Source organism: Acinetobacter sp. RW6 (assembly GCF_041956835.1).
Taxonomy (GTDB): domain Bacteria; phylum Pseudomonadota; class Gammaproteobacteria; order Pseudomonadales; family Moraxellaceae; genus Acinetobacter; species Acinetobacter calcoaceticus.
This window is the reverse complement of sequence record NZ_CP167121.1, coordinates 681,207-706,991: the sequence shown is the minus strand read 5'-3', so window position 1 is coordinate 706,991 and position 25,785 is coordinate 681,207. Positions and strand designations below refer to the sequence as shown.

Below are 25,785 nucleotides of genomic sequence, written 5' to 3'. Positions count from 1 at the left end.
TATACCATGCCGTTTTTTGGTTTTACCCCTTCTGAAGGCTTATTGAACGATATACAAACTGGAATTGCGAATAAAAATTCTAGTGAACCTTTATATCCACTTCGCGATAAGATTGCTTTACAACTCAATGAAGAAATTATTGATAATGTCTTAATTCAGTTAGTTCAGCATTTTCCTGCAAGTGAAAAGCGCGATACTGCCGAAAAACTAGCAGGCTATGTCAAATCAACTGTTGCTGTTCTTTTAAAGCAATTGCTAAGCAAAGCACCTAACGATGTAGTTAAACAGTCAGTAGAGTTTTCTGAAAAAAGCTTATTTAAAGACCCACAAGGCCAATATAAAATAGGCGTAAATTTAGATGCAGGTTTAGTGACTAACCTTAAGCATAACTTTACTGAGCTTGAAGCAGGCAATGACATTAATAAAGCTGCTTTAGCTGAATTATATAAACAATTCGGCGATGCGATGATCAAACACTTCATGTCTGATTTTAACAAGACATTAGACCTCGGTATGATCAAGCGTAAAGCAGCAGATATTGGTGCAGCAGCTGTAACAAAAGCTGTTCACATTGCAATCGACAAACTGATTCCAAGCTTAAATCGCACTGAACTTAAAGCGATGGCTGAATATCATGATGGTTTATTCTTTAACTAATAAAAAATAGACTATCGGAAACCTAGCGAGAGCTAGGTTTTTTTATTGCAAAATATTGATATACATTGCCATTCACCACGTTTATGTTAGCATGCGCCAAGCACTGATTGACCTTAGTTAACGCCGCATGTCTCCTAGCCCACAATATAAATTTTTACGCCAAGCTCCTCGAGATGGTCTTAGCACCGCTATGCAACCGTCAAAGTGGCAACAGCTCCATGTTGACCCTTGGTTATGCCTATTTCTGCTCTTAAATGCTTTATTAGGTTTAACCGTACTATATAGTGCTTCTGCACAGGATGTGGGGTTAGTGAGTAAACAAGCCATGAGTTTTGGTATTGGCTTTTTAGTTATGTTTGGTCTAGCCCAAATTCCGCCCAAGGTCTATCAAGCTTTTTCACCATATTTTTATTTGTTTGGCTTATTTTCACTTGTGGCAGTCATGGTGTTTGGCGAAGTCCGAATGGGTGCTCAGCGCTGGATTGATATTCCCGGTTTCGGAAGTGTCCAACCCAGTGAGTTCATGAAAATCGGCATGCCCATGATGGTTGCATGGTTTTTAGCACGAAAACCCCTTCCCCCTAGCTTTTCACAAGTTGTTTTATCCTTAATGTTAATTGGTATTCCTTTTTTACTAATTGCAGAACAACCCGATTTAGGGACATCAGTGTTAGTGCTAGCAAGTGGCATATTTGTTTTATTTTTAAGTGGACTATCATGGCGTATGATCGGTGCTGCAGGAGCGTGCGCTGCGGTCATCATTCCGATTGCTTGGGAATTTCTTTTACACGACTATCAACGTCAAAGGGTTTTAACGTTGCTTGACCCAGAGGCGGATGCTCTCGGTACAGGTTGGAATATTATTCAATCTAAAACTGCGATTGGTTCTGGTGGTTTTTCGGGCAAAGGATTTCTTGAAGGAACTCAATCACATTTGCACTTTTTACCCGAAGGTCATACCGACTTTATTATTGCCGCGTATTCCGAAGAATTTGGGCTCATCGGTGTACTTATTTTAGTTATTCTTTATTTTGCTATTATTTTTAGAACATTCCAAATCGGTTTACAAAGCTTCCATAACTATGGACGTTTAGTTGCTGGCGCCTTTGGTTTGTCATTTTTTGTGTATGTATTTGTAAATGCGGGAATGGTCAGTGGTATTTTACCTGTAGTAGGTGTTCCTTTACCTTTTATGAGTTATGGCGGAACAGCTATTATTACTTTAATGGCCACCTTTGGTTTAGTCATGTCCATTCATACACATCGATAATCTGGAATTTTAAAACGATATGTTGTCTCAACACTTAAATAAAACTTTAAAAATGCTCGCTTTGTGTACTGGTTTAATCAGTACAAGTCACTTCGCTCAGGCCAACGATTTTGCAACACATCCTGACTATGTAAATTTTAAACAAAAAACCATGAGCGCTTATGGATTAAGTGGCGATCAAGTTGATGCAGCCATGAGTGGTGCAAAAAATTTACCAAACATTCTAAATATTATGACTCGTCCAGGGGAAAGCAAACCTTGGTATGACTATCGTTCTATGTTTTTGGTTGAAGGGACAATTCAACGTGGCGTCCGTTTTAAAAACCAATATGCAGATGCTTTAAACCGCGCTGAACAACAATATGGTGTACCTCAAGCTGTCATTTTGGGCATTTTAGGTGTTGAAACAGGTTATGGCGCGAATAAAGGTTCTTTTATTACACGTGATGCCTTAGCCACACTTGCTTTTGGCTACCCTCGCCGTGCTGAATATTTTGGCGATGAGTTAGCTGCTCTTATTGCATGGACTTATAAAGAAGGTTACCCAACAAATAGTATTGTAGGTTCCTACGCAGGTGCAATTGGCTATCCACAGTTTATGCCGAGCAATATTAGTAAATATGGTGTCGATTATGACGGTAATGGGCATATCGACTTAAGAAACTCTGCAGAAGATGCAATTGGTTCAATCGCAAACTACTTAGCAAAACAAGGATGGCAACGCGATCAACCTATCGGGTTTATGGCGCGTTACACGGGATCAAATCCGGAAAGTATTATTGCTAAAGATTTAACTCAGCCTTTTCCATATGGTGCATTAAAGACGCTAGGCATCTCACCATTAAATCCTTTAGTTAAAATTGATGATCTGGATATGGTAAATGTTATTCAATTACAAGACTATAATGGTCCGATTTACTATTTAACTTACCCGAATTTTCAAGTGATTACGACCTATAATAAGAGCCGTATGTATGCGACTGCTGTATGGTTATTAGGCACTGAAGTGGCTAGCCGATAGGCTAGCTTTTTTATGAGTTATGTAAAAGTCAATAAATATTTTTGTTAAATAGGTCACAATACGCACAAATTTAATATTTTGTTACACTTTTGATTATTTTTTAACCCAGAACTGTAAGTTTTTGCCCTTTTTGTAACGATTTCTCGTTAAAGACTAGACACTCTCCGTAAGCGATGAATATTATCCACCCCAATGTAGCAATTGCAAAAGTGAATAATCAGACATGTTCACTTTAAATTTCAGTCAATCGCTGAAAGAAAAAAGTACATGTTCTCAGGAGTTTATACAAATGCAGTTATCGCTGAAATACGTTCTTGCACTGACGGCTAGTTTAAGTATGGCCCCATTGCACGCTGAAATGGTGCAATCATCATCATTAAATAATGATGTAGATGGCTCTAATTTAGCAGCTCGTGTATTGAGTAAAGATACTCAAAATTTTAATTCTCGTTTTTCTAACATTAACAGTCTTTCAATCACTGAACGTTCTGGCGACCAAATTCGTCGTCAAGCGATCGCAGCAAAAATTGAAATCCCTGAAGATGAGCCTTCAGTGATTGAAAAACTTAACACAGTAGCTTCAAACACTGTTCGTAAGTTTAGCCAAACTGGCATGGCTTCATGGTATGGTCGTCAATTCCATGGCCGTAAAACAGCAAATGGTGAAACATTCGATATGAATGCTCTCACTGCTGCTCACCGTAGCCTACCATTGAACTGTTACATCCGAGTAACGAATAAAGACAATGGTAAAAGTGTGGTTGTAAAAGTAAATGACCGTGGTCCTTTCCATGGCAATCGTGTACTTGACCTATCATACGGTGCAGCTAAACGTCTTGGCATTACCAATGCTGGAACTGCAAAAGTAAATATTGAACGTGTTGATGGTCCAACTTCATAAGTTATAGCCTCTAGAGTTCATGTAAAAAGCCGCAATTTTTTCTGCGGCTTTTTTATGTATTAAACTATAAAAATAATTTCCAACTTAGGTTAAAAAAATTATCTTTTTTAGCCCTTCTCCACCCTTAAATTTGAATATTTTTTACACAAAAAAGTACGTTTATCTTATCCAAGCTTATTTTGCTTCTAAATTGCGCTTAGAGCGACTTTATTAAATTTCCGCTACCCCAGTACCATTTTTATAAAATCAAGGCTAATTATGGCGTTTTTAGAGTAGATAAGTAGAGCTTTTTCATGCAATTTTCCCACCTATCTCAAAATTATACTTTTTTTGATGATTTCATCATCTAGCAACCTATAAAAAATATTCTGAAATATTGCATCATTCTCAAGGTTACATTGAGTACTTTTTCTATCACCCAGGCATTACGTTTTTCTCGTGTTCTTTTTAAATCTTTATTGCCAAGTTCCTATAGTTGAATAATACCAGTTTCTTGTCGCCCACCTTAAGAACAGGATAAAATATACTCAGAAAAAATAAATCAAAGCTAAAACAAGGAGTGTGCCATTAATGAAATCCATTACAGAATGGTTTGATGAATATAGCGAAAGCCATCAAAACCCAACCAACAAACAAATTCACTGGCTCTGCGTTCCTGCCATTTTATTTTCTATTATTGGAATCATTGCCCATTTCAGCGCTTTACTCACAGCTCTATTACTTGTACTGACTCTCGTATTTTATGCACGTTTAGATCTTGTACTTGCTGTTGCAATGGCTGCTTTACTGGTGGTTATGGCGTGGCTCATTTACACCCTACCTGTAGGAGTAGGATTTTATATCGCTATTTTTGTAGTTGCTTGGGTCGGACAGTTTTATGGCCATAAAATCGAGGGCAAAAAGCCATCTTTCTTTAAAGATTTACAATTTCTACTGATTGGACCAGTTTGGTGCATGGATGCCTATTTAGGAAAAATCTTACCTAAATGGAAAAGCAGACAAAAACACGCTCTTTCCTAATGATTAAATTAAAGCTGGATCATCTCGATTCAGCTTTTTACATTTTACTGATTTATTAGAAAATTTATAAAATAGAAAAAAACTAAACTAGCGATAACACTTAAAAGTACTCTTTTTAGATAAATGGAAATTACAATACAAAAGATTGCTGCATAAATATAAGAATTATCTAAAATTCCTTTTAAATTATCGCCATCAAAAAAAACAACCGGAATACAAATCGCTGTTAATAAACAGGGAGCAGAATAATTAAGCATCTTATTCATAATAAGAGGCAGTTTAATTTTAACGTTAGGCTCTAAAAAATAATAACGATTAAAAAAGACGATTGCTGCGAAGCCTAAAATCATGAACCAAGACATATTATCGCTCCTTCTCTATTTTTTCAGTTAACACAGCAACCAACATCCCTAGTAATCCTGAAAGTAAAATCGCCCCTTCAACCTGATAAAATTTAAAGAAAAAACCGCTAAAACAAGTCATTAGTACACCAGCAAGTACAGGCAACCCCTTACATAACGGTACGATCATGGCAACAAAAATAGCCACAATTGAAAAATCTAAATGATAATTTAATAAATCAGGAATCACTGTTGCTAAAAGTATTCCTACCAAGCTAAACACTACCCAGAATAAATAAAAAGATAGGCCTGCACCCAACAGATATTCTGGCTGCCTTTTTTCACCGGATGCACACACCGCAAATAATTCATCTGTTAATAAAAACCCCAAACTTAATCGTTTCGAAAGAGGCAAAATAGAAATGTCCTTTCTTAAAGTTAATGCATAAATAAAATGCTGAGCTGTTAAAAAGAAAATCGTCACATAAATTGTAAAAGTGGATGCACCTTCCATTACCATGCTTAAGCTAACTAATTGCGCTGCACCAGCAAAGACAATTCCTGACATCGCAAGCGCCTTATAGAAAGATAAACCTGCATGAATTGCCATAGAGCCTGCTAAAATTGCCCATGGAATAACAGAAATTGACAACGGTAAAATATCCATTGCACCGCGCAAAAAAAGATAGGATGGCTTATTTTTTGGAAACTCAACCGACTGATTAAGCTGAATATTCATATATAGAATCCAATATAAGAAGCATCTCTATAACATGCTTGATGAAAGCCGACTTATATTGAATAAAATTGCTGTAAATAAATTTTTAATAATTTAGTTATTTAGACTAGCTACATATTGAGTTGGCGTCACTCCCATTGCTTTTTTAAAGTGGCGATTAAAATGGCTTTGATCAGAAAAGCCACACTGCTGTGCCACCATTGCAATTTGGTCACCCTGTTTTAATAATTGTCTTGCTTTTTGTAAGCGCGCTTGAACAAGCCAAGCATGAGGTGGCAAGCCCACATATTTTTTAAATTGTCTTAAGAAATGCCATGCGCTCAAGCCCACCATGTCAGCCAGATCTTGCAAAGAAAAATTCGTTTCAGGCATTTCTACCAGTAACTCTTTAACTCTTAATATTTTGAAATATGCCTCTGGCAACTCACAAAAAGTGTGATTTGATTTACCATGTCGCTTCATTAGACAGGCTAAAGTCGATAAATACATTGTTTCTTTGAGTAAGAAATTATCTTTTTGTTCTAATAAATCAAAGAGTAAACAAAGTTGTTGAGCTAAACCTAGGTCACGAATCACAGCTTGAGGAAACCACGGCGCCCCACGTGAATTTTCAAAAAAATCTTGACTAACTTCTGCCAACATTTCAGGTGTGGGATAAATCGCCCGATATCGCCAACCCGACTCAACAGCAGATGAACCCGTATGAATCTCGTCAGCATTTACTAAAATAATATCGCCTTTAGGAGCTACATGTAGCTGGCCTGTCCTAAAAAAAGACTGTGCGCCCTCTTCAATCACGCCAATACAATACCCTTCATGAGTATGCTTCGAAAATTGCGTTTGGTGATAATGTGCTTTTAATAACTCTAAACCGCCCAGCTCTCGCACATGCAGATAATCGGCTTGCTCCCGCTGCATAAATACGTCTCATCCATTCAATAAAAAACCATAGCATGTTTTAAGAAACTGAATAGAATAAAATTGCTCTATAAAAACAATCTCTTTATTCATTTATTCGGCTTTATTGATAGATTTGCCCATCATGTTTGAGCCAACCGCTTTCATGACGACTTTGTGGATCACGATGTGTCCAGTGCAATACACCACCTTTAGGGTTGTATTCATATTCGCCATAAAACTCTACCACGTCACCTTTTTTTAAATTAGGAATTTTAGGTGCTAAATCGATATTATGTGCGACTAAAATTGAAAGGCCATTTTTTAAAACAAGAATAAATTTCTGGTGTTTCGACCCATCATTATCATCTCTTAAAATTGCTTTTACTCGACCACTTCCCTTCACTTGAACATTACTTTGTCTCTGCTCATGAGCAGCTTTTATGTTGTCGACTCCATTACTTGGTAATGTAGTTTCAGTATGCTGAGCTGCGGGTATAGTTGATGATGATTGATTTTGCTTATGTCCAGATAAATCCAGACCAAAATATGCAGCAATCAATAAAATAATGACACCGCCAATACTAAGATTCTTTTTATTTATCATTGTATACCCTTATTTAACTGAGATAAAAAAAGCCCCAATGGGGCTTTTTTTATTGTGATACGAATTACTTCGCAGCAGCTTGAGCAGCAGCAACTTCTTCAGCGAAGCTAAGTTCTGCTTTTTTCTCAATACCTTCACCAACTTCAAAACGTACGAAGTTAGCAACAGTAGTACCAGTTGCTTTTAATACATCAGCAACTTTTTTGTCGTTGTCGATTACATACATTTGACGATCAAGAGCAACTTCGTTCAAATATTTATCAACTGAACCAGTTACCATTTTCTCAACGATGTTAGCTGGCTTACCAGATTCTAACGCTTTCGCTTCAGCAATTTCTTTTTCTTTAGCGATAAGGTCAGCAGGAACAGCTTCAGCATTTACAGCTACTGGGTTGAATGCAGCAACGTGCATTGCAATACCTTTACCAGTATCAGCATCACCAGTATAAGAAACTACAACACCGATTTTTAAACCGTGTTTGTAGATAGCCAAGTTTTCGCCTTCAACGATTTTCGCGCGACGAACTTGGATGTTTTCACCGATTTTTTGAACAAGTGCAATACGAGCTTCTTCAACTGTTTGACCGTCTGCTAATTTTAATTCAGCGATTTTAGCAGCATCAGTTTCGCCAGCAGCTAAAGCAGCAGTAGCAACAGCTTTTGAGAAGTTAGAGAAGTTTTCGTCTTTAGCAACGAAGTCAGTTTGACAGTTAACTTCAACTAGAATTGCTTTGTTGCCTTCTTGAACGATAGTGATTGCACCGTCAGCAGCAATGTTGCCCGCTTTTTTAGCAGCTTTTGCTTGACCTGATTTACGAAGGTTATCAATCGCTAATTCAACATCACCATTAGATTCTGTTAATGCTTTTTTGCATTCCATCATTGCAAGACCAGTACGGTCACGTAATTCTTTTACCATGCTCGCAGTAACTGCAGTCATGTTGTTCTCCTAAATACGGTAGAAAAATAAATCTTTTCAACAAAAACGGCCCAAAGAAACTCTGGGCCGTTTGCACTCTCGACGCTTAATTTGCCACCATTACATGTCGCAAAAATGACAAGCCTGCGTCAAAACGCATTAAGCCTCTGGAGCTTCTTTAGCAGCTTCTTCGCCTTTAGCTTGTGCATTTGCTTGTGATTGAGCATATTCTTTACCAGCAAGAATCGCATCAGCCATAGCAGAAGCATAAAGTGTAACCGCACGGATTGCATCGTCATTACCAGGAATAACGTAGTCTACGTTGTCTGGGTTAGAGTTTGTATCAACGATACCGATTACTGGAATACCAAGGTTTTTAGCTTCTTTAATCGCAATTGATTCGTGATCTACGTCAATTACGAATAATGCGTCAGGTAAACCACCCATGTTTTTAACGCCGCCTAAAGCACGTTCAAGTTTTTCCATCTCACGAGTACGCTCTAAAGCTTCACGTTTAGTAAGCTTAGCAAAAGTACCATCTTGAGATTGAGTTTGAAGATCTTTTAAACGGTTGATAGATTGGCGAAGAGTTTTCCAGTTCGTCAACATACCACCTAACCAGCGGTGATCAACATATGGTTGACCCGCACGTTGTGCTTGTTCACGGATGATGTTAGAAGCAGCACGTTTTGTACCAACGAACAAAACTTTGTTCTTTTTGCTTGCTAATTGGTTAGCGAAGTTCAAAGCATCATTTAACGCAGGAACTGTGTGCTCAAGGTTGATGATGTGAATTTTGTTGCGCGCGCCAAAAATGTATTGACGCATTTTTGGGTTCCAGAAACGAGTTTGGTGACCAAAGTGCGCGCCTGCTTGAAGAAGGTCGCGCATGCTTACGTTGTAATCTGCCATTTTCTTTACCTTAAATTTTGGGTTAGGCCTCCATATATCCGCATTCTCCACCCTTTTACAGGCACCCAGAGTAATGTGACGATATATGTGCGGATTTTTTACCCCATCTATCAAAATTGTTCGTAAAAGATATTCACGAAAAGCATTTGATAAAATGGGCGGCTATTTATACCATAGACACTTGTAAATTACCAAAAGTTTTTAGAGATCATGAACAGTACTTATACAGCTCCACGTCGATTAATTAAAACTCCAGATGAAATTGAAAAAATGCGCATTGCAGGACGACTGGCGGCTGAAGTTCTAGAGATGATCAAGCCCCATATTAAGGCAGGTGTAAATACACTTGAACTTGATACCATTTGCCGTAACCACATTGAAAATGTACAGCATGCTATTCCTGCCTGTGTCGGCTATGGTGGAGCTCCTGGGCGACCTGCTTTTCAGCACTCTATTTGTACTTCGGTTAACCATGTTGTCTGTCATGGTATTCCCTCTGAAAATAAAATCTTAAAAAATGGTGACATTCTTAATATTGACGTAACTGTTATTAAAGATGGCTATCACGGTGATACCAATATGATGTATATCGTCGGTGGCGAAACTTCTATTTTAGCCAACCGTCTATGTAAAGTTGCTCAAGAAGCCATGTATCGAGGTATGGCAACTGTTAAAGATGGTTCATATTTAGGTGATATCGGCCATGCAATCCAAAAATATGTCGAATCAGAGCGTTTTAGTGTAGTACGTGAATATTGTGGTCACGGTATTGGAACTGTGTTCCATGATGAGCCTCAAGTATTACATTATGGTCAAGCGGGTACAGGTATGCGTCTGGAAGCAGGTATGACTTTTACCATTGAACCAATGGTAAATGCAGGCGTATGGCAAACTAAACTCTTAGGCGACAAATGGACTGTGGTAACGAAAGACCATAAACTTTCAGCTCAATATGAACATACTATTTTAGTGACTCAAACGGGCATTGAAGTTTTAACTGCACGCCCTGAAGAAGACTTATCTCGCTTCAACTAATCATTTAATTACATTTAATAAAAGGCTACTTTATGTAGTCTTTTATTATTTATTATGTATTTTTAATTAATAAATATTGCTAAATATAAACAATTATTTCAAAAAAATTACAATTATTAATTTTTAATAAACAATCATTTTTATAAAACACGGTATGGTTGGCTCAATAAAAATCAGTAAACAAATGCCGGACATGGAGTCCTTTTATGATGAAAAAGTCATTATTTTGTATGACAGCTGCCTTTTTTGCTCTGCCAACAGTCACCTCCGCCGCTTCTCCATATTTTAGTTTAAAAGATGGTGATGGCTTCAAACGTTTTTCAGTCTCTGCTGGTCCCTTATATGTCAAGCCCACAGGAAAAGCTCAACCTTTCAGAATTAATACTTCTGTTAAAGAGAATGAGAAATCCAAGGTTGGAGATATTAAAATCAAAACCATTCAGGACAATATTTCAGATGATAATAGTAATATTGTGCTTGAAAAACTTATTGATACTCTTGGTGGATTAGGTGCCGATGAAATTCCATCTTGGTTAAGCGGAACAGCTGAAGTTCGAGGTTTGAGTCAATGGGAGGCCAATAATACTGGCTTAGAGGCAGATGATGTTACGACTTTAGGACTCATGAGCAATTACTTTTTTACAGACAACATTTCCTTAGAAGTAAAAGCAGGTATTCCTCCTAAAGTTGATTTACAAGGTAAAGGTAAAATTTATGCTCCTTTTTCAGCTACCGCTACACCAGCGGGAGGAATTGCTGGTTCTATGGAGCTTAACAATAATCTTTTCATTACAGATCTTGAAGGACATGGAAGTGCCGCTTCAGCACGCGCTTGGACTCCAGCATTTGAGTTTCAATACCATTTTGGCAAAACTGGCGTAAATAAATTTAGACCTTATGTTGGTCTAGGTGTGATGTATGCCTATTTTAGCGAATTAGAAATGAACCCAGAAATTGAGAAAGATTTAGTCAATGCTGGCCATATGATTGTAAACATTAAAGACGGGAAAGCAGGAGCAGCTTTGGAAAGAAAAACTAGCTCTGGTGATCCAAAAGTTGACCTTGAAGCATCGGATGCTATTGCTCCGGTAGCAACTTTAGGATTTACCTATGACTTTAATGACAAATGGTACGCTGTAGGTTCTGTCTCTTATGCTCACTTAAAAACAGATACAACCATTACAGTGAGCGACGCCAAGTATGGTGAATTAATCAATGCAAAAGCGGACATCGAAATTAACCCGATTTTAGGTTATGCAGGGATCGGTTACCGCTTCTAACTTTTGTTTTATATAAAGCTATAAAAACTTATGCACGTTTTTATAGCTTTCTTTCAATCTATAAACATCTACAAATTGCTTCTTTTTAAATCAAAATGCTAAAAAAATGAGCATTTTTTATAAACACAACAAATAAAACTAACTCCCTATACTCTTATAACCCTCCTCTCGTTTCGATCTTCTTTTTTTAGTTATTTTTATCTTCACAAACTAACTTAATAAAATTAGAAAGTAATTTTTCCTTTTTAGTAAAATTCATTTTTTGGCACGCCCTTTGCTTTATTCATAGCATAATGAATCAACGCTGATTCAATGAATAAACCAAGACGGCCAACGATGTCCGCTCTGATCGGTCTGCAGATAGGCAACTTATTGCCATGCAAATTAAATTTCGTTCAGTTCAGGGGGACGGCGTATGTCTTCAAATGTAAATCTAGATGCAAAAAAAGCAACTGAGATTAAATTATTCAGTTTTTCAACTCCAGCAATGCGTGCCTTCCACATGACATGGCTCGCTTTCTTTGTATGTTTCTTCGCATGGTTTGCGTGTGCACCATTAATGCCCGTTATTAAAGGTGAGTTTGGATTAACAAAAGACCAAATTGCCAATATTAATATTGCTGCTGTTGCCATTACAATTTTAGTTCGGCTTATTGTTGGACCACTCTGCGATAAATATGGTCCACGCATTACGTACACCATCCTCCTATTAGTCGGCAGTATTCCAGTATTTGGTGTAGCTGCTGCCAATAGTTATGAATCTTTTCTGTTCTTTCGCTTACTCATTGGCGCAATTGGCGCAAGCTTCGTAATTACGCAATACCATACAAGCATTATGTTTGCTCCTAACGTTGTAGGTACAGCAAACGCTGCAGCAGCTGGCTGGGGAAATGCTGGCGGTGGTGCAACGCAAGCCTTAATGCCTTTATTGCTCGGTGCAATTGTGATGTTTGGTGTTGAGCAAGCCATGGGATGGCGCGTGGCATTAATCGTACCTGGCGTAATGATGGTTATTGTTGGCATCCTTTACTGGAAATTAACTCAAGATTGTCCTCAAGGAAACTTTAAAGAAGTCCGCGCACAAGGTATTGAGGTTGGTAGTGGTAAAAAAGGTGGTACAGCAATTTTAATGCAAGCCGCTCGTAACTATCGTGTCTGGATTTTATTTTTAGCATATGGCGCAAGTTTCGGTATTGAGATTTTCATCCATAACGTTGCAGCAATGTATTATGTTGATCAGTTCAAAATGGATTTGAAAACCGCTGGTTTAACTGCAGGAATCTTTGGTTTGCTGGCATTATTTGCTCGTGCACTTGGCGGGATCATCTCCGATAAAGTAGCGCTCAAAAAAGGATTAGATGGTCGTACAAAAGTGCTCGTACTCATGATCTTAGGTGAAGGTTTATTCTTAATACTCTTCTCACAAATGAATGGTGTTGCTCTCGCAATCATTTCTATGACCATTTTTGCACTGTTTACTCATATGGCTTGTGGTGCAACTTATGCACTTGTTCCGTTTATTGACCGTAATGCATTAGGTGGCGTTGCAGGAATTATTGGTGCAGGTGGTAACGTTGGCGCTGTCGCAGCAGGTTTCTTACTGAAAGGTTTACTTGATGTACAAACTTGCCTGTTTATTTTAGGAGGTCTAGTTATGGTTGCAGGCTGTAGCGTAATTTTAATTCGCTTCACTACCGAACATAAAGAAAAAGAACAAGTTCTTTTTGAACAGGCTTTGCTCGAACGCAATTCCGCAGCTTAATTTTATTGTTTATAAGAAGCAGAGATCAAAATAATTTCTGCTTCTTTTCTTTTTTTCACAAAGCAATACAACCTTACTTACTCTTTAGCTCGTCTTAAATATTCTATCTAAACATATCGATATTACTCGATATATCTTCTACAATAAATCATCACATTATTATAATTTTCCATTAATCATGACTAAAACTGGCAATCAATTTTCTCAGCCCCTCATCTATATGTTGATTGGCAGTGCAATTATTCTAGCTCTTTCTCTAGGAGTCAGACATGGTTTTGGACTCTATCTAGTACCGATGAGTCATGAATTTGGTTGGGGGCAACATGTTTTTAGTCTTGCCATTGCTATGCAAAACCTGATCTGGGGAGTCGTTCAACCTTTTACCGGCGCCATCGCAGACAAATATGGTAGTAAAATTGTGGTCGCTATTGGTGGGCTACTTTATACCCTCGGCTTACTCTTAATGGCTTTTAGTTCAAGCGTATTAATCTTAAATTTAAGTCTGGGGCTAATTATTGGCTTAGCTTTATCAGCAACCTCATTTACGGTTTTACTCAGTGCAGTAGGTCGAGCTGCTCCACCAGAAAAAAGAAGCATGGCAATGGGTATTGCTAGTGCTGCCGGATCTTTCGGTCAGTTCATTATGTTGCCATCCACCCTGCTCTTACTTAAAACAGTGGGATGGTCAGCAGCCCTAATGGTGAGTGCACTATTAATTGCTTTTATTATTCCGCTAGCGCTTATGTTAAAAGGGTCAAGCAATCAAACACCAAAAGCAATTGCTCAGCCTCAACTCACATTTAAACAAGTGCTTAACATTGCCAGAAAACATAAGCCCTTCTGGTGGTTAGCTTTAGGCTTTTTAGTTTGTGGATTCCAAGTCGTCTTCTTAGGTGTACATTTACCCGGCTATTTAATCGACCATGGATTTGACGCGGCTACTGGCACTGTATTTCTGGCATTGGTGGGCCTATTTAACGTAGTGGGAACTTACGGTGCTGGTTGGTTAGGAGATCGCTTCTCAAAACCTAAATTATTAATGGCACTTTATGGCAGCCGTGGCATCGCGATCATTGCCTTTTTGTTATTACCTTTAAGCACTTATACGGTATATGCTTTTGGCATAATTATGGGCCTTTTATGGCTCTCTACAGTTCCGCTCACAAATGGCATTGTGGCAAATATGTTTGGGGTAAAATATCTATCGATGCTGAGTGGTATTGTGTTTTTCACCCACCAAGTCGGTTCTTTCTTTGGTGGATGGCTTGGCGGCGTTAACCATGATTTAACAGGTAATTACAATGCGATTTGGCTATGTTCTATAGCCTTAAGTATAGTAGGAGTGATTGTTCACTTCTTTGTTAATGAGGAGGCTGTTATTCATGACGCATAATGCCTTACTTTTGAAAACAATTATGGCTTTTATCATCGCTGCATTTTTGGTACTTTCTATAATTTTATGGAAACAAACACCAGATTTATTTGAATATTTTAATCAAGCATTTTGTGCCCACTAAAATATAAAGCACGTAAATCACTCATCAGAACTGTCATAAAAATATAAAAATCGTATGATTTAATGCAAATAAAAAAGCCCACAGATTTGCGGGCTTTTTTATTAAAAACTTATTTAAAATTAAAACAAGCGATTCATACCATTGAGCGCAGCTACGCGATATGCTTCAGCCATTGTTGGATAGTTAAATGTCGTTTCAACAAAATATTTCAAGGTATTGTTTGGGCTGTGCATAACTGCTTGCCCAATGTGGATAATTTCAGCAGCGTTATTACCAAAACAGTGAATACCTAAAATTTCCATCGTGTCACGGTGGAAAAGAATCTTTAACTCACCCACTGTATCACCCGTAATTTGTGCACGAGCTAAATGACGGAAAGAAGCTTGACCCACTTCATACGGAATTTTTTCTTCCGTTAATTCCTGTTCATTTTTACCAATTGATGAGATTTCCGGAATGGTATAAATACCCGTTGGAATGTCTCGTACTGGTTTAGCATCTTCACCACTCATGTTTGCGCCAGCACAGCGCCCTTGGTCATAAGCAGCCGAAGCTAATGAAGGCCAACCAATCACGTCACCAGCAGCATAGATATTTTCAACTTCAGTTTGGTACTGATCATTTACTGAAAGTTGACCACGGCTATTTGGTACTAACCCAACATTCTCAAGGCCTAAACCTTCTGTGTTTCCTGAACGGCCATTACACCAAAGAATGGCATCGGCTTTAATCTTTTTACCACTTTGTAAATGTAGAACCACATGGTCATCAAACGTTTCAAGATGATCCATTTGTTCATTGTGACGAATCAATACACCTTGTTCACGCAAGTGATAAGACAAAGCATCAGCAATTTCATCATCTAAATAGCTTAATAGTTTTTGCTGAGTATTAATCAAGTCAACTTTATGGTCTAAACCAATAAAGATTGAGGCATATTCACAGCCAATAACACCTGCGCCGTAAATAATGATTTTTTGAATTGAGTAATCAAGATCAAGAATTTTATCTGAATCAAATACACGAGGATGGTCAAAGTCTAGACCTTGCGGATGGTATGGACGACTACCTGTCGCAATCACAACTTGTTTACAAATAATTGTTTCTTTAATGCCTTCATGGCTGAAAACTAAAACTGTATTTTTATCTTGAATATATGCACGTCCGTGGAATACACCGATCTTGTTACGATCATAAAAGCGTGTATGTGTATCAACCTGTTGTTGAATCACTTTATGTGCATTACGCAAAACCTGTTTCATGGTGAACTGTTTCCATTCACCTACTTTTTGAAACATTGGATCACGTTGATAGCGAATGATACTAGAAACTGTTTGACGTAATGCTTTACTTGGAATGGTTCCTACATGTGCACAGTTACCACCGAGTTGATCACGCACATCTACAATTGCAACACGCTTACCCGCTTTTGCAAGCTTCATTGCCGCGCCTTCACCTGCAGGTCCAGAACCGAGAACTACCGCATCGTATTTAACGAAATTCCCACTAACGACCTCTTTTTTACGTGGCATTGAAAGCTCCTTCCTCTCTTGAATGACCATATTTTATAATAGATTATGACTAATATGCGGTGAATTTATGTATTTCTCAACCCTATATTTCTGAATAACCACATTTATTATATGAATAGTTATTTTCCGCTATTAACTGAAGAACTTCGCTATAATACAATGTCAATGTCTCTATAAACGAGTGGAAAAGTTAAATATGTCAGAACACCGTAAACCTGAACAGGGTGTAAAACTTCGTGGCGCAGAAAAAGTCGCAAGAATTCCTGTAAAAGTTGTACCTACGGTTGAAGTGCCGCGTAAACCTGACTGGATTCGTGTCAAGATGACGGCACCAGAAGAAGTTCAGCGTATTAAAACGACTTTACGTGCTCAAAAACTCCATACCGTTTGTGAAGAAGCAGCTTGTCCTAACCTCCCAGAATGTTTTGGTGGCGGTACGGCAACATTCATGATCATGGGTGATATTTGTACACGCCGTTGCCCTTTCTGTGATGTTGCACATGGTCGTCCAAATGCGTTAGATGCTGACGAACCTCGTCACATGGCAGAAACCATTTCCAATCTGAAACTCAAGTACGCAGTAATTACTTCTGTTGACCGTGATGACTTGCTTGACGGCGGTGCACAACACTTTGTGGACTGTATTAAAGAAGCTCGTGCGCTTAGTCCAACTACATTGCTTGAGATTTTAGTACCTGACTTCCGTGGACGTATGGATATTGCTTTACGCATTATGACCGAATGTCCGCCAGACGTATTTAACCATAACATTGAGACTGTACCTCGCTTATATAAAGCAATGCGTCCAGGTTCAGACTATCAACATTCTTTAACCTTACTCAAAATGTTTAAAGAATATTGCCCAGATATCCCAACAAAATGTGGTTTGATGGTGGGTATTGGTGAAACTGAAGAAGAAGTCATTGCATTACTTGATGACTTACGCGCTCACGATGTTGACTATGTCACTATTGGTCAATATTTACAGCCTTCTAAACAACACGCACCAATTGACCGCTTTGTAACACCAGAAGAGTTTGAACGTTATGCAGAGCATGGCCGCAAACTTGGTTTTAGAAATATTTGGTCTGCACCAATGGTTCGTTCAAGTTACTTTGCTGATCGTCAATACCATGGCGAACCAGTACCAGAAGTTCGTCGTAAAGTAGATCCTGCTAAGAAAATTGCTGTTCAGGTCGTCGAAGCTTAATAAATTAAATATCTATAAAAGGCCCTCTGTATTAGAGGGCTTTTTTATTTGTATAAGAAAATCAATAACATTTCTTGACAAATCAATAAAATAACCCCTTACACTTTCACTCAAAAATATCTTATACCTAAAAGTACGATATATCCCTGCTCTAGCATATACATCAATATTTGCGACATAAAAACTCAAATTTAAACAGCAACAAAATAGCTAGTTAAGCCTTAAATATCTCCTCGCTTTTGTAACTTCATCCACTTGAGGGCTTAGCTAGTAAGGAGCAAGTATGATTTTCCTACTCTTTATATTAAGTATTATTATTCAGCTTATTGCAGTATGGGCAATTTTCTTTTTTAACTTAAATAAAGTTCTTGGTAGCGGTGTGGCCATTATTATTGCCATACTTTCGGCGTTCTTGCTAACACCATGGTCTCTGCTTTTAGGTATTCCAATTATTGCGCTCAGCATCATTATTTTAGTTGAGCCATTACGATTTAACCTGATTACCAAGCCAGCCTATAAGACGTTAGCGAATTCAATGCCGAGCATTAGTACCACAGAACAAGAGGCTTTAGAGGCTGGTACCAGTTGGTGGGAAAAAGAATTATTTATGGGAGCACCTGATTGGTCTCAATTTGAAAAGTATCCCTACCCAACCTTGTCAGAAGAAGAACAAAGTTTTATTGATAATGAAGTTGAACTACTTTGTAGCATGCTCAATGAATGGGAAATTCATCATCACTTAAAAGACCTTCCTCCTGAAGTTTGGCAATTTATTAAAGATAAAGGTTTTTTAGGCCTCATTATTCCGAAATCGTTTGGTGGTAAAGAATTTAGCTCATTCGCACAAAGTCGTATTATGAGCAAAATTGCTTCACGCTCACTCACCACCGCGGTGAGTTGTATGGTTCCAAATTCGTTGGGACCCGGTGAGCTGCTCATGCATTACGGTACCGATGCTCAAAAACAACAATATTTACCCGGTCTTGCCAAAGGTGAAGAAATTCCGTGCTTTGGTTTAACCAGTCCAGAAGCGGGTTCAGACGCTGGCGCCATTCCAGATTCAGGCGTAGTTTGTTACGGCGAATATGAAGGTGCTCAAGTACTTGGCCTACGCATGAATTTTTCTAAACGCTGGATTACGCTTGCTCCGATTGCCACAGTTGTCGGCCTCGCATTTAAACTTTATGATCCAGAAGGTCTACTCGGCGATAAAAATAAAACAGAATACGGTATTACCTGTGCATTAATTCCTGCAAGTCATGCTGGGGTAAAAATAGGAGCACGTCATTTTCCAGGTTCTCCATTTATGAATGGAACAGTAGAAGGAGAAGATGTTTTTATTCCAATTGACTGGATTATTGGTGGACAAGAAAATGCCGGTAAAGGCTGGCGAATGCTGATGGAATGCTTAGGAGTTGGCCGTGGTATTTCACTTCCAGCCCTAGCAACCGCTGCCGGTGAAATGAGCTATTTAACCGTTGGTGCTTTTGCAAAAATTCGCCAGCAATTTAATATCTCTGTTGGCAAATTTGAAGGTGTACAAGAAGCGACGAGTGAAATTGCAAGTGATGCCTACATGCTTGAGGCATTCCGTTATTTAGTTACATGTGGTCTAAATCAAGGTGGTACACCTGCCGTGATGACTGCGATGGCAAAATATTATGCAACTGAAACGATGCGCAAAGTGGTCAATCACGGAATGGACATTGCCGGAGGACGCGCAATTCAACTTGGGCCACGTAACTTCCTTGCACTCACCTATCAAGCAATTCCAATTGCAATTACAGTCGAAGGCGCAAATATTTTAACCCGTTCTTTGATGATTTTTGGTCAAGGATCAATGCGTTGTCACCCTTATCTTTTTGAAGAGTTGCAACTACTTCAATCTGAAGATAAAAGCACTTCAGTCAAAAAATTCGATGACCTGTTATTTAAACATTTAGCCTATACCTTTAACCGCGGAGCAAAATCATTTGCTTATGGTTGGACAGGTGGCTCAAGCGATGCTCCGCAGTCAGTAGATCAATTTACTGCCAGTTACTATAAGACGATTAACCGTTTTAGTGCCAACTTTGCTTTAGTTGCAGATATGGCGCTTGGCTTACTCGCAGGAGACTTAAAACGCAAAGAGATGTTATCAGGACGCTTGGCAGATATTCATGCCCATCTTTTTATTTCTACTGCAATTTTAAAATTTTATGAAGCTGGTCAAAAAACTGAAGCTGAACAACTTCACGCTAAATTAGCTCTGCAAAAAGCTTTCTTGAATATTCAGGAAGCATTTTGGGGTTTATTTGAAAACTTCCCAGCTAAGCTCCCCGCAGCATTTGTGAAATGGATCTGTTTCCCTTTTGGTCGTGTAATTTCAAAACCCGATGATGAGTTAAAACAGCAAGTCGCTGAACTCATGATGCAAGAACATCCTTTCAGGGAGCAGCTCAAACATCACATATTTTATTCAACCAAAGCCGATGATGTGACTGGTCGTTTAGAACATGCATTCCAGATTTTACGAACCCTTGAACCACTTTGGGATAAGTTTAAAAAAGCTGAATCTAAAGGCAAATTTAAAGGACTTACTTTCGAGGAGAATATCGAAAACGCTACAAAAGAAGGTTTTATTTCTGAAAGCGAAGCTCAGCAATTATTGCAATACAACGCAATTCGATTCGACAGCATGCTTACAGATATTTTTGATGAAAACTTAAATAAAGATCTTCCTTTATCGAACCCTCATCAAATTTAGTGACTGATGCCTCCACTAATTCACTATTGCAATCACTTTTGATTCGCATTAATTAATAAACAGCCATAAAAGCGTCAATCGACGCTTTTATTTTTAGGAGAAATTAATGTCTAAGCAAGATTACGAAAATGGATTAAAAGTTCGCACAGAGGTGATGGGAGAATCTTTTGTAAAACGTGCCCAAGAGAATACCGTACCATTTACTCAGCCATTGCAAGACTGGATTAATGAACATGCATGGGGTTCAACTTGGCAGCGTGAAGGTGTGCTACCGCGTAAATATCGTTCATTAATTACTTTGGCAATGTTAACTGCACTTAAGTCACCAACTGAACTCAAAGGCCATGTTCGTGGTGCTCTCAACAATGGTTGTACAGTTGAAGAAATTCAAGAAACGTTATTGCATAGTCTGCCATATTGCGGTGCCCCTGCTACTCAAGAAGCCTTTCGAGCGGCTTTAGAAGTGATTCAAGAATATCAACAAAAATAATTTTAAAATGAGCCAGCACTCTACTGGCTCTTTTTATCTAATTCAATTTGGTTGAATGCATCTGAAAATTACGATCATCAATCACGATAGCCTGACGACAAATCCCTTCCACTTGACGTTGCTTTTCAAAGACTGCCGCTGACATTGGTTCAAAACTATCAAAAAAGCAGATTTCTTTTTGGTCAATAGAATAGATGAGTGACTGATTTCCGATACCTTCTAAAGTATCGTAATAGACTATGATCATTTTCCCGTTTTGAATTGCAGCTTGAATATCCTGATAGCTCAACGCTGGGCTCGTTGGTATTTTCAATACATTTGCTTCTTTATAACTCATACGTTCGCTTGGGCTAATATTTGGATCTTTATCCGAATAAAATGACACATCAAACCCAAATTTCTTTAAAGCAACAGCCAAGGCAATTGTATAGGTGCCGTCTTCATCATATCGGCAAATTTGAATCAGCTCGGAAATATCAATTTGTACTCCATGATGTTGAAGTACCATCCAAACCGCAAAAACGCCACAGTTTGCTTCTAGATTCTGCAATGAATCAGGAATCTCTAAAGCCATAGGTTCACTCTCAAGATGATATGAGGCGGATGATATATAAATCTATCTCTAAAATTAAGATTTATTAGCAAAGCTTCAATTTATAAAGCTTTATGCAACAAACTCTTTTGCATTTAATTTCTTGAATCGTCATGGTGCATTTTTGATATACATAAATAAAATCCAGCTTACAAACAATACCGTCCACCCTCCTATAAAGAAGATGGCTATAAACAAATACCTTTTCGGCTTTGACCATGTTTGAATTTTATTTTTTGGATTGATGACTTTTTTTATAATTAAGCCCAAAATCGCCAATAAGATAAAGATAGATACTAACTGTATACCCCATAAAATCTTTGCAAGCCATGAACCCCGTATATCAAGCCATTGTTGCGAATAAAAGAACATGGATTCTTGCGGTTTAGCTGGATTGACCAATACCACAGCCTGACCATTTAAAAATTGATGTTTCAATTTAGATTCAGAGAGCTGGCGTAGTTCTGGGGGTTCATCTGACAATAACATTGAATATTGGCGTACTAAATCACTGTGCTCCGCTGAATAATGTTGCCCCTGATATTCATATTGATAAATCACACGCATATAAGCATAACTGACACTTCTCGAACGCCTATAAACATTTGATTTTGAATCAACGAGCTGAACCTGATAAGTAGGCTGCCAATGCGGATGCGTCCATTCAAATTCTTTTAATTGTAATTTAGGAGAAGCTCCCCAAACGATTTGCAAAAGCACATAACAAGTAAAGATTGAAATAATATGAAATAAAATCCGATGGCTTGAAATATATTTTCTAAGAATGAACAAATAAATAGTGAAATGAAATCCGATGGCATAGATCACGATGCGTAGATTTTCTCCATAGAAAAACATCAAAAAAAGCCCGAAAACTGCTGCAAAAACACCCAGTACAACGACTATATTTTCTTTTAAAGAATCCAACTTTTCATTCATCCACTTATTTCACATCTTTATTTTTATCACCAATCAAGTTTAAGACATCACCGTTCCGCTGAATACGGTTGATACGTTTTTATACAATCTACATTGGAACAAAACTAAAATGTGAGTACAATACTCCGCAGTCGAGGGATGCTGCGACTTTTTCACAGGTACATAAATGTGAAATCGCTAGGCTCGACGATTCGGTTAGACTGGCCTTCAAGAATAAGCCTCTAATCAACAACGGCATCCGCGAACATAATGATCAATTTTTATTTTTAATTAAGGAGATCGTAATGAACGCGGTTAATGCTTCATTTACAGATTATAAAGTTGCTGACATCTCACTTGCTGATTACGGTCGTAAAGAAATCAAACTTGCTGAAGCAGAAATGCCAGCTCTAATTGGTTTACGTAAACGTTATGCAGCATCTAAACCACTTGCTGGCGCAAAAATTCTTGGTTGTATCCACATGACCATTCAAACAGCGGTTCTTATTGAAACGCTTATTGAATTAGGTGCTGAAGTTCGTTGGACTTCATGTAACATTTTCTCAACTCAAGACCATGCTGCTGCTGCAATTGCTGCTCGTGGTATTCCAGTTTTCGCTTGGAAAGGTGAAACTGAAGAAGAATATGTATGGTGTTTAGAACAACAAGTTAATGTTAATGGTCAGCCTTGGGATGCCAACATGATCTTGGATGATGGCGGTGACTTAACTGCTCTTGTTCATGACAAATACCCTGCTCTTTTAGAACGCATTCACGGTATTACCGAAGAAACCACAACAGGTGTTCAACGTCTTATCGAAATGTGGAAAGACGGTTCTTTGAAAGTACCTGCAATCAACGTAAATGACTCTGTTACTAAGTCTAAAAACGACAACAAATATGGTTGCCGTCACTCATTAAATGATGCAATCAAACGTGCAACTGACATGCTTTTGTCTGGTCGTCGTGCGCTTGTGATCGGTTATGGTGACGTTGGTAAAGGTTCAGCTCAATCTTTACGTCAAGAAGGCATGATTGTTCGTGTAACTGAAGTTGACCCAATTTGTGCAATGCAAGCATGTATGGACGGCTATGAAGTTGTATCTCCATACAAAAACGGCGTACAAACAGGTAAAAAAGAAGATATTAACCAAGACTTACTTGGCAACACTGACCTTGTTGTAACTACTACTGGTAACTACCACGTATGTGATGCTGCAATGTTAGATAGCTTAAAAGCTGGTGCAGTTGTATGTAACATCGGTCACTTCGACACAGAAATTGATACTGCTTATTTACGTGGTTACAAGTGGGTTGAAGTTAAGCCACAAGTTCACCAAGTTTATCGTTCTGAAGACGAAAATAACTACCTTATCCTTCTTTCTGAAGGTCGCCTTGTAAACCTAGGTAATGCAACTGGTCACCCATCACGCGTGATGGACGGTTCTTTTGCTAACCAAGTGTTAGGTCAAATTCACTTATTCCAAGAGAAATTTGCTGACCTTCCTGCAAACGAAAAAGCTGCAAAAATTCGTGTAGAAGTTCTTCCTAAGAAACTTGACGAAGAAGTTGCTGCGGCAATGGTTGCAGGTTTCGGTGGTGTACTTACTCAATTAACTCAAGAGCAAGCTGGCTATTTAGGTGTTGCTGTTGAGGGACCATTCAAGTCTGACGCTTACAAATACTAAGAACTTAAGGGCAGATGGTGAACCGTCTGCCCTTTTTTCTAAAAATATTGTTTCGCTGTTTACAAGGATTTGACATGACTAAACGTATACCCATTTCTTTTGAATTTTTCCCACCGAAAACTGATGCCGGTGCTGAAAAACTTCGTATTGTTCATCAAGAATTACAACTATTAAATCCAGATTTCTTCTCGATTACTTATGGTGCTGGTGGTTCTACTCGCGAACGCACTCTTGCTGCTATTGACGATTTCAACGGCAAAGGTACACCAGTTGCTCCTCACCTTTCGTGCATTGGTGATGATAAAGCTCGTATTGCTGAGCTACTCGACCTCTATAAAGCGCAAGGAATTAACCGTATTGTCGCTTTACGGGGTGATTTACCGTCTGGTCAAGTCGGACTTGGCGAACTTCCTTATGCTCAAGATTTAGTACGTTTCATTCGTCAGCATTCAGGTGATCATTTTCATATTGAAGTTGCAGCTTATCCAGAAATGCACCCTCAAGCTGAGAACCTTGATTCAGATATCCAACGTTTTATTGAAAAAGTACAAGCAGGCGCTAATGCAGGAATTACTCAATTCTTCTTTAATCCAGACTCATACTTTTATTTTATTGAGCGCTTAGAAAAAGCTGGCGTTAATATTCCAGTAGCTCCTGGCATCATGCCTATTACCAATGCCAGCAACTTAATTCGCTTTGCTGATGGTACTGGTGCAGAAATTCCTCGCTGGATTCGTAAGCAATTACAAGCCTATGGCGATGACAGTGAGAGTATTAAAGCTTTTGGTCATGAAGTTGTTGTGAAGCTATGTGAACGCTTGATCGCAGGTGGTGCACCAAGCTTACATTTCTATTCAATGAATCAAGTCGAACCAACTCGTCAACTCGTCGTTGATCTTGGTTTAAATTAATTTTGTAAGGCGTACCCAATGAATCGTTTTTTTATCGAAACTGAACTTACAGTTGGCTCAACAATTCAACTGACAGAAACAGTATTTCATCATTGGGTGCGTGTTTTACGTGCACAATTACAAGAACAAGCTACTCTCTTTAATGGTCAAGGTGGCGAATATCTCGCGACACTGACCGAAATTAATAAAAAAAATGCATTTGTCACGATTGAAAATTTTAACCCTACTAACCGTAGCGCCCCATTTAAAGCTGTTCTGGGTCAGGTCATGAGTAAAGGTGACCGAATGGATTATGCCATTCAGAAAGCCACTGAACTTGGAGTAAGTCAAATTCAGTTGCTTACAAGTGACCGCTGTGAAATGCGCTTAAAATACGACCGAGATCAAAAAAAATTAGATCACTGGCAAGCAGTTGCAATTGCAGCATGTGAACAATGTGGATTAAACCTAGTTCCAGAAGTATTAGCGCCTATTTCTATTAACGAATGGTTAAGCTCTACGCAGCTTCCCGCTTCAAAATTTGTTTTAGCACCAGAAAAAGAACAAAAAGATGTATTAGCTGGCATCCAACCTGAACTTGCCTTATTGATTGGCCCAGAAGGCGGTTTAAGTGAAAATGAAATTACTCAAGCCAATCAAGCTGGTTTTATGAATTGGTGTATTGGTGACCGTGTATTACGTACAGAAACTGCGCCTGTCGTTGCCTTATCTATTTTAAATTATCGATTTTTATCCAGCTAAGTTCATTGAACATTGATTAAATCGTTATTTAAAGTTAATTTACTTTTATTGTATGAATAAAATTTCAAATTCTTTATCA

At 38.4% G+C, this 25,785-nt stretch carries 24 protein-coding genes; 15 read left to right on the top strand and 9 right to left on the bottom strand.

What is annotated here, in order from left to right; translation table 11 throughout:
* Positions 1-6 precede the first annotated feature (6 nt).
* From ACB088_RS03215 to ACB088_RS03195, 5 genes are all read left to right on the top strand, one after another.
* Positions 7-657 carry a hypothetical protein gene (locus ACB088_RS03215; protein ID WP_133747034.1) on the top strand — a complete coding sequence of 217 codons (651 nt, stop codon included), beginning with the start codon at positions 7-9 and terminating at the stop codon, positions 655-657.
* A gap of 127 nt (positions 658-784) precedes the next feature.
* Positions 785-1,927: a rod shape-determining protein RodA gene (gene rodA / locus ACB088_RS03210; RefSeq protein WP_045430082.1), complete on the top strand. Its 1,143-nt coding sequence runs from the start codon at positions 785-787 to the stop codon at positions 1,925-1,927.
* A 19-nt stretch (positions 1,928-1,946) separates the two neighbouring features.
* Positions 1,947-2,948 (top strand): lytic murein transglycosylase B, encoded by a 1,002-nt coding sequence (gene mltB / locus ACB088_RS03205; protein ID WP_375037984.1) that lies wholly within the window; start codon positions 1,947-1,949, stop codon positions 2,946-2,948.
* Positions 2,949-3,237: 289 nt separating this feature from the next.
* Complete coding sequence (locus tag ACB088_RS03200) at positions 3,238-3,849, top strand: septal ring lytic transglycosylase RlpA family protein (protein ID WP_045430069.1); 612 nt, start codon at positions 3,238-3,240, stop codon at positions 3,847-3,849.
* 570 nt (positions 3,850-4,419) lie between these two features.
* On the top strand, positions 4,420-4,869 hold the full coding sequence (locus ACB088_RS03195; protein ID WP_004643497.1) for a DUF962 domain-containing protein: 450 nt from the start codon (positions 4,420-4,422) through the stop codon (positions 4,867-4,869).
* 44 nt (positions 4,870-4,913) lie between these two features.
* On the opposite strand, the gene ACB088_RS03190 is transcribed toward ACB088_RS03195, so the two are convergent.
* The 6 genes from ACB088_RS03190 to rpsB all read right to left on the bottom strand — a co-directional run bounded on the left by ACB088_RS03190 (position 4,914) and on the right by rpsB (position 9,284).
* Positions 4,914-5,231, bottom strand: a complete 318-nt coding sequence (locus tag ACB088_RS03190) for an AzlD domain-containing protein (RefSeq protein WP_375037983.1) — start codon at positions 5,229-5,231, stop codon at positions 4,914-4,916.
* A 1-nt stretch (position 5,232) separates the two neighbouring features.
* On the bottom strand, positions 5,233-5,949 hold the full coding sequence (locus ACB088_RS03185) for an AzlC family ABC transporter permease (protein ID WP_375037982.1): 717 nt from the start codon (positions 5,947-5,949) through the stop codon (positions 5,233-5,235).
* Positions 5,950-6,042: 93 nt separating this feature from the next.
* The gene (locus ACB088_RS03180) at positions 6,043-6,867 is read right to left on the bottom strand and encodes an AraC family transcriptional regulator (RefSeq protein ID WP_375037981.1); all 825 of its coding nucleotides are present in this window, start codon (positions 6,865-6,867) and stop codon (positions 6,043-6,045) included.
* A 103-nt stretch (positions 6,868-6,970) separates the two neighbouring features.
* Positions 6,971-7,453 carry a DUF3465 domain-containing protein gene (locus ACB088_RS03175; RefSeq protein WP_375037980.1) on the bottom strand — a complete coding sequence of 161 codons (483 nt, stop codon included), beginning with the start codon at positions 7,451-7,453 and terminating at the stop codon, positions 6,971-6,973.
* Positions 7,454-7,517: 64 nt separating this feature from the next.
* Positions 7,518-8,393 (bottom strand): translation elongation factor Ts, encoded by an 876-nt coding sequence (gene tsf / locus ACB088_RS03170; protein ID WP_092706277.1) that lies wholly within the window; start codon positions 8,391-8,393, stop codon positions 7,518-7,520.
* Positions 8,394-8,531: 138 nt separating this feature from the next.
* Positions 8,532-9,284 (bottom strand): 30S ribosomal protein S2, encoded by a 753-nt coding sequence (gene rpsB, locus ACB088_RS03165; RefSeq protein ID WP_003650626.1) that lies wholly within the window; start codon positions 9,282-9,284, stop codon positions 8,532-8,534.
* 210 nt (positions 9,285-9,494) lie between these two features.
* On the opposite strand from rpsB, the gene map reads away from it, so the two are divergent.
* The 4 genes from map (at position 9,495) to ACB088_RS03145 (ending at position 14,754) form a co-directional block, all read left to right on the top strand.
* On the top strand, positions 9,495-10,319 hold the full coding sequence (gene map, locus ACB088_RS03160) for a type I methionyl aminopeptidase (RefSeq protein WP_375037979.1): 825 nt from the start codon (positions 9,495-9,497) through the stop codon (positions 10,317-10,319).
* A 206-nt stretch (positions 10,320-10,525) separates the two neighbouring features.
* Positions 10,526-11,599, top strand: a complete 1,074-nt coding sequence (locus tag ACB088_RS03155) for an OmpW family protein (RefSeq protein WP_375037978.1) — start codon at positions 10,526-10,528, stop codon at positions 11,597-11,599.
* Between the two features lie 415 nt (positions 11,600-12,014).
* The gene (locus ACB088_RS03150; RefSeq protein WP_092706286.1) at positions 12,015-13,361 is read left to right on the top strand and encodes an MFS transporter; all 1,347 of its coding nucleotides are present in this window, start codon (positions 12,015-12,017) and stop codon (positions 13,359-13,361) included.
* A 178-nt stretch (positions 13,362-13,539) separates the two neighbouring features.
* The gene (locus ACB088_RS03145) at positions 13,540-14,754 is read left to right on the top strand and encodes an MFS transporter (RefSeq protein ID WP_375037977.1); all 1,215 of its coding nucleotides are present in this window, start codon (positions 13,540-13,542) and stop codon (positions 14,752-14,754) included.
* Between the two features lie 243 nt (positions 14,755-14,997).
* Here the strand turns inward: ACB088_RS03145 and sthA are convergent, their stop codons facing one another.
* Positions 14,998-16,410, bottom strand: coding sequence for a Si-specific NAD(P)(+) transhydrogenase (gene sthA / locus ACB088_RS03140; protein WP_003650611.1), 1,413 nt, complete (start codon positions 16,408-16,410; stop codon positions 14,998-15,000).
* Positions 16,411-16,606: 196 nt separating this feature from the next.
* Between sthA and lipA the strand changes: the two genes are divergently transcribed.
* From lipA to ACB088_RS03125, 3 genes are all read left to right on the top strand, one after another.
* The gene (gene lipA / locus ACB088_RS03135) at positions 16,607-17,620 is read left to right on the top strand and encodes a lipoyl synthase (RefSeq protein ID WP_003650609.1); all 1,014 of its coding nucleotides are present in this window, start codon (positions 16,607-16,609) and stop codon (positions 17,618-17,620) included.
* Between the two features lie 283 nt (positions 17,621-17,903).
* Positions 17,904-20,366: an acyl-CoA dehydrogenase gene (locus ACB088_RS03130; RefSeq protein WP_375037976.1), complete on the top strand. Its 2,463-nt coding sequence runs from the start codon at positions 17,904-17,906 to the stop codon at positions 20,364-20,366.
* Between the two features lie 106 nt (positions 20,367-20,472).
* Positions 20,473-20,856, top strand: coding sequence for a carboxymuconolactone decarboxylase family protein (locus ACB088_RS03125; RefSeq protein WP_003650604.1), 384 nt, complete (start codon positions 20,473-20,475; stop codon positions 20,854-20,856).
* Positions 20,857-20,893: 37 nt separating this feature from the next.
* Here ACB088_RS03125 and ACB088_RS03120 read toward each other — a convergent pair whose 3' ends face one another.
* Complete coding sequence (locus ACB088_RS03120; protein WP_375037975.1) at positions 20,894-21,430, bottom strand: cysteine peptidase family C39 domain-containing protein; 537 nt, start codon at positions 21,428-21,430, stop codon at positions 20,894-20,896.
* A gap of 129 nt (positions 21,431-21,559) precedes the next feature.
* Entirely contained in the window at positions 21,560-22,387 is an 828-nt protein-coding gene (locus tag ACB088_RS03115; RefSeq protein ID WP_375037974.1) for a hypothetical protein, read from the bottom strand.
* Between the two features lie 284 nt (positions 22,388-22,671).
* Here ACB088_RS03115 and ahcY point away from each other — a divergent pair, with 284 nt between their 5' ends.
* The 3 genes from ahcY to ACB088_RS03100 all read left to right on the top strand — a co-directional run bounded on the left by ahcY (position 22,672) and on the right by ACB088_RS03100 (position 25,706).
* On the top strand, positions 22,672-24,054 hold the full coding sequence (gene ahcY, locus ACB088_RS03110; RefSeq protein ID WP_045125749.1) for an adenosylhomocysteinase: 1,383 nt from the start codon (positions 22,672-22,674) through the stop codon (positions 24,052-24,054).
* A gap of 74 nt (positions 24,055-24,128) precedes the next feature.
* Positions 24,129-24,965: a methylenetetrahydrofolate reductase [NAD(P)H] gene (metF, locus tag ACB088_RS03105; RefSeq protein ID WP_045430027.1), complete on the top strand. Its 837-nt coding sequence runs from the start codon at positions 24,129-24,131 to the stop codon at positions 24,963-24,965.
* 18 nt (positions 24,966-24,983) lie between these two features.
* Positions 24,984-25,706 (top strand): 16S rRNA (uracil(1498)-N(3))-methyltransferase, encoded by a 723-nt coding sequence (locus ACB088_RS03100; protein ID WP_375037973.1) that lies wholly within the window; start codon positions 24,984-24,986, stop codon positions 25,704-25,706.
* Positions 25,707-25,785: the final 79 nt, after the last annotated feature.

What these genes read in the sequence shown, in the direction of transcription:
- ACB088_RS03155 (WP_375037978.1), top strand. Translation starts at nt 10,526, where the DNA reads ATGATGAAAAAGTCATTATTTTGTATGACAGCTGCCTTTTTTGCTCTG.
- mltB (WP_375037984.1), top strand. Translation starts at nt 1,947, where the DNA reads ATGTTGTCTCAACACTTAAATAAAACTTTAAAAATGCTCGCTTTGTGT.
- tsf (WP_092706277.1), bottom strand. Translation starts at nt 8,393, where the DNA reads ATGACTGCAGTTACTGCGAGCATGGTAAAAGAATTACGTGACCGTACT.
- map (WP_375037979.1), top strand. Translation starts at nt 9,495, where the DNA reads ATGAACAGTACTTATACAGCTCCACGTCGATTAATTAAAACTCCAGAT.
- ACB088_RS03190 (WP_375037983.1), bottom strand. Translation starts at nt 5,231, where the DNA reads ATGTCTTGGTTCATGATTTTAGGCTTCGCAGCAATCGTCTTTTTTAAT.
- sthA (WP_003650611.1), bottom strand. Translation starts at nt 16,410, where the DNA reads ATGCCACGTAAAAAAGAGGTCGTTAGTGGGAATTTCGTTAAATACGAT.
- rodA (WP_045430082.1), top strand. Translation starts at nt 785, where the DNA reads ATGTCTCCTAGCCCACAATATAAATTTTTACGCCAAGCTCCTCGAGAT.
- ACB088_RS03120 (WP_375037975.1), bottom strand. Translation starts at nt 21,430, where the DNA reads ATGGCTTTAGAGATTCCTGATTCATTGCAGAATCTAGAAGCAAACTGT.
- ACB088_RS03150 (WP_092706286.1), top strand. Translation starts at nt 12,015, where the DNA reads ATGTCTTCAAATGTAAATCTAGATGCAAAAAAAGCAACTGAGATTAAA.
- ACB088_RS03145 (WP_375037977.1), top strand. Translation starts at nt 13,540, where the DNA reads ATGACTAAAACTGGCAATCAATTTTCTCAGCCCCTCATCTATATGTTG.
- ACB088_RS03195 (WP_004643497.1), top strand. Translation starts at nt 4,420, where the DNA reads ATGAAATCCATTACAGAATGGTTTGATGAATATAGCGAAAGCCATCAA.
- ACB088_RS03115 (WP_375037974.1), bottom strand. Translation starts at nt 22,387, where the DNA reads ATGAATGAAAAGTTGGATTCTTTAAAAGAAAATATAGTCGTTGTACTG.
- lipA (WP_003650609.1), top strand. Translation starts at nt 16,607, where the DNA reads ATGTCAGAACACCGTAAACCTGAACAGGGTGTAAAACTTCGTGGCGCA.
- ACB088_RS03200 (WP_045430069.1), top strand. Translation starts at nt 3,238, where the DNA reads ATGCAGTTATCGCTGAAATACGTTCTTGCACTGACGGCTAGTTTAAGT.
- ACB088_RS03180 (WP_375037981.1), bottom strand. Translation starts at nt 6,867, where the DNA reads ATGCAGCGGGAGCAAGCCGATTATCTGCATGTGCGAGAGCTGGGCGGT.
- rpsB (WP_003650626.1), bottom strand. Translation starts at nt 9,284, where the DNA reads ATGGCAGATTACAACGTAAGCATGCGCGACCTTCTTCAAGCAGGCGCG.
- ACB088_RS03100 (WP_375037973.1), top strand. Translation starts at nt 24,984, where the DNA reads ATGAATCGTTTTTTTATCGAAACTGAACTTACAGTTGGCTCAACAATT.
- ACB088_RS03185 (WP_375037982.1), bottom strand. Translation starts at nt 5,949, where the DNA reads ATGAATATTCAGCTTAATCAGTCGGTTGAGTTTCCAAAAAATAAGCCA.
- ACB088_RS03130 (WP_375037976.1), top strand. Translation starts at nt 17,904, where the DNA reads ATGATTTTCCTACTCTTTATATTAAGTATTATTATTCAGCTTATTGCA.
- metF (WP_045430027.1), top strand. Translation starts at nt 24,129, where the DNA reads ATGACTAAACGTATACCCATTTCTTTTGAATTTTTCCCACCGAAAACT.
- ACB088_RS03215 (WP_133747034.1), top strand. Translation starts at nt 7, where the DNA reads ATGCCGTTTTTTGGTTTTACCCCTTCTGAAGGCTTATTGAACGATATA.
- ACB088_RS03125 (WP_003650604.1), top strand. Translation starts at nt 20,473, where the DNA reads ATGTCTAAGCAAGATTACGAAAATGGATTAAAAGTTCGCACAGAGGTG.
- ACB088_RS03175 (WP_375037980.1), bottom strand. Translation starts at nt 7,453, where the DNA reads ATGATAAATAAAAAGAATCTTAGTATTGGCGGTGTCATTATTTTATTG.
- ahcY (WP_045125749.1), top strand. Translation starts at nt 22,672, where the DNA reads ATGAACGCGGTTAATGCTTCATTTACAGATTATAAAGTTGCTGACATC.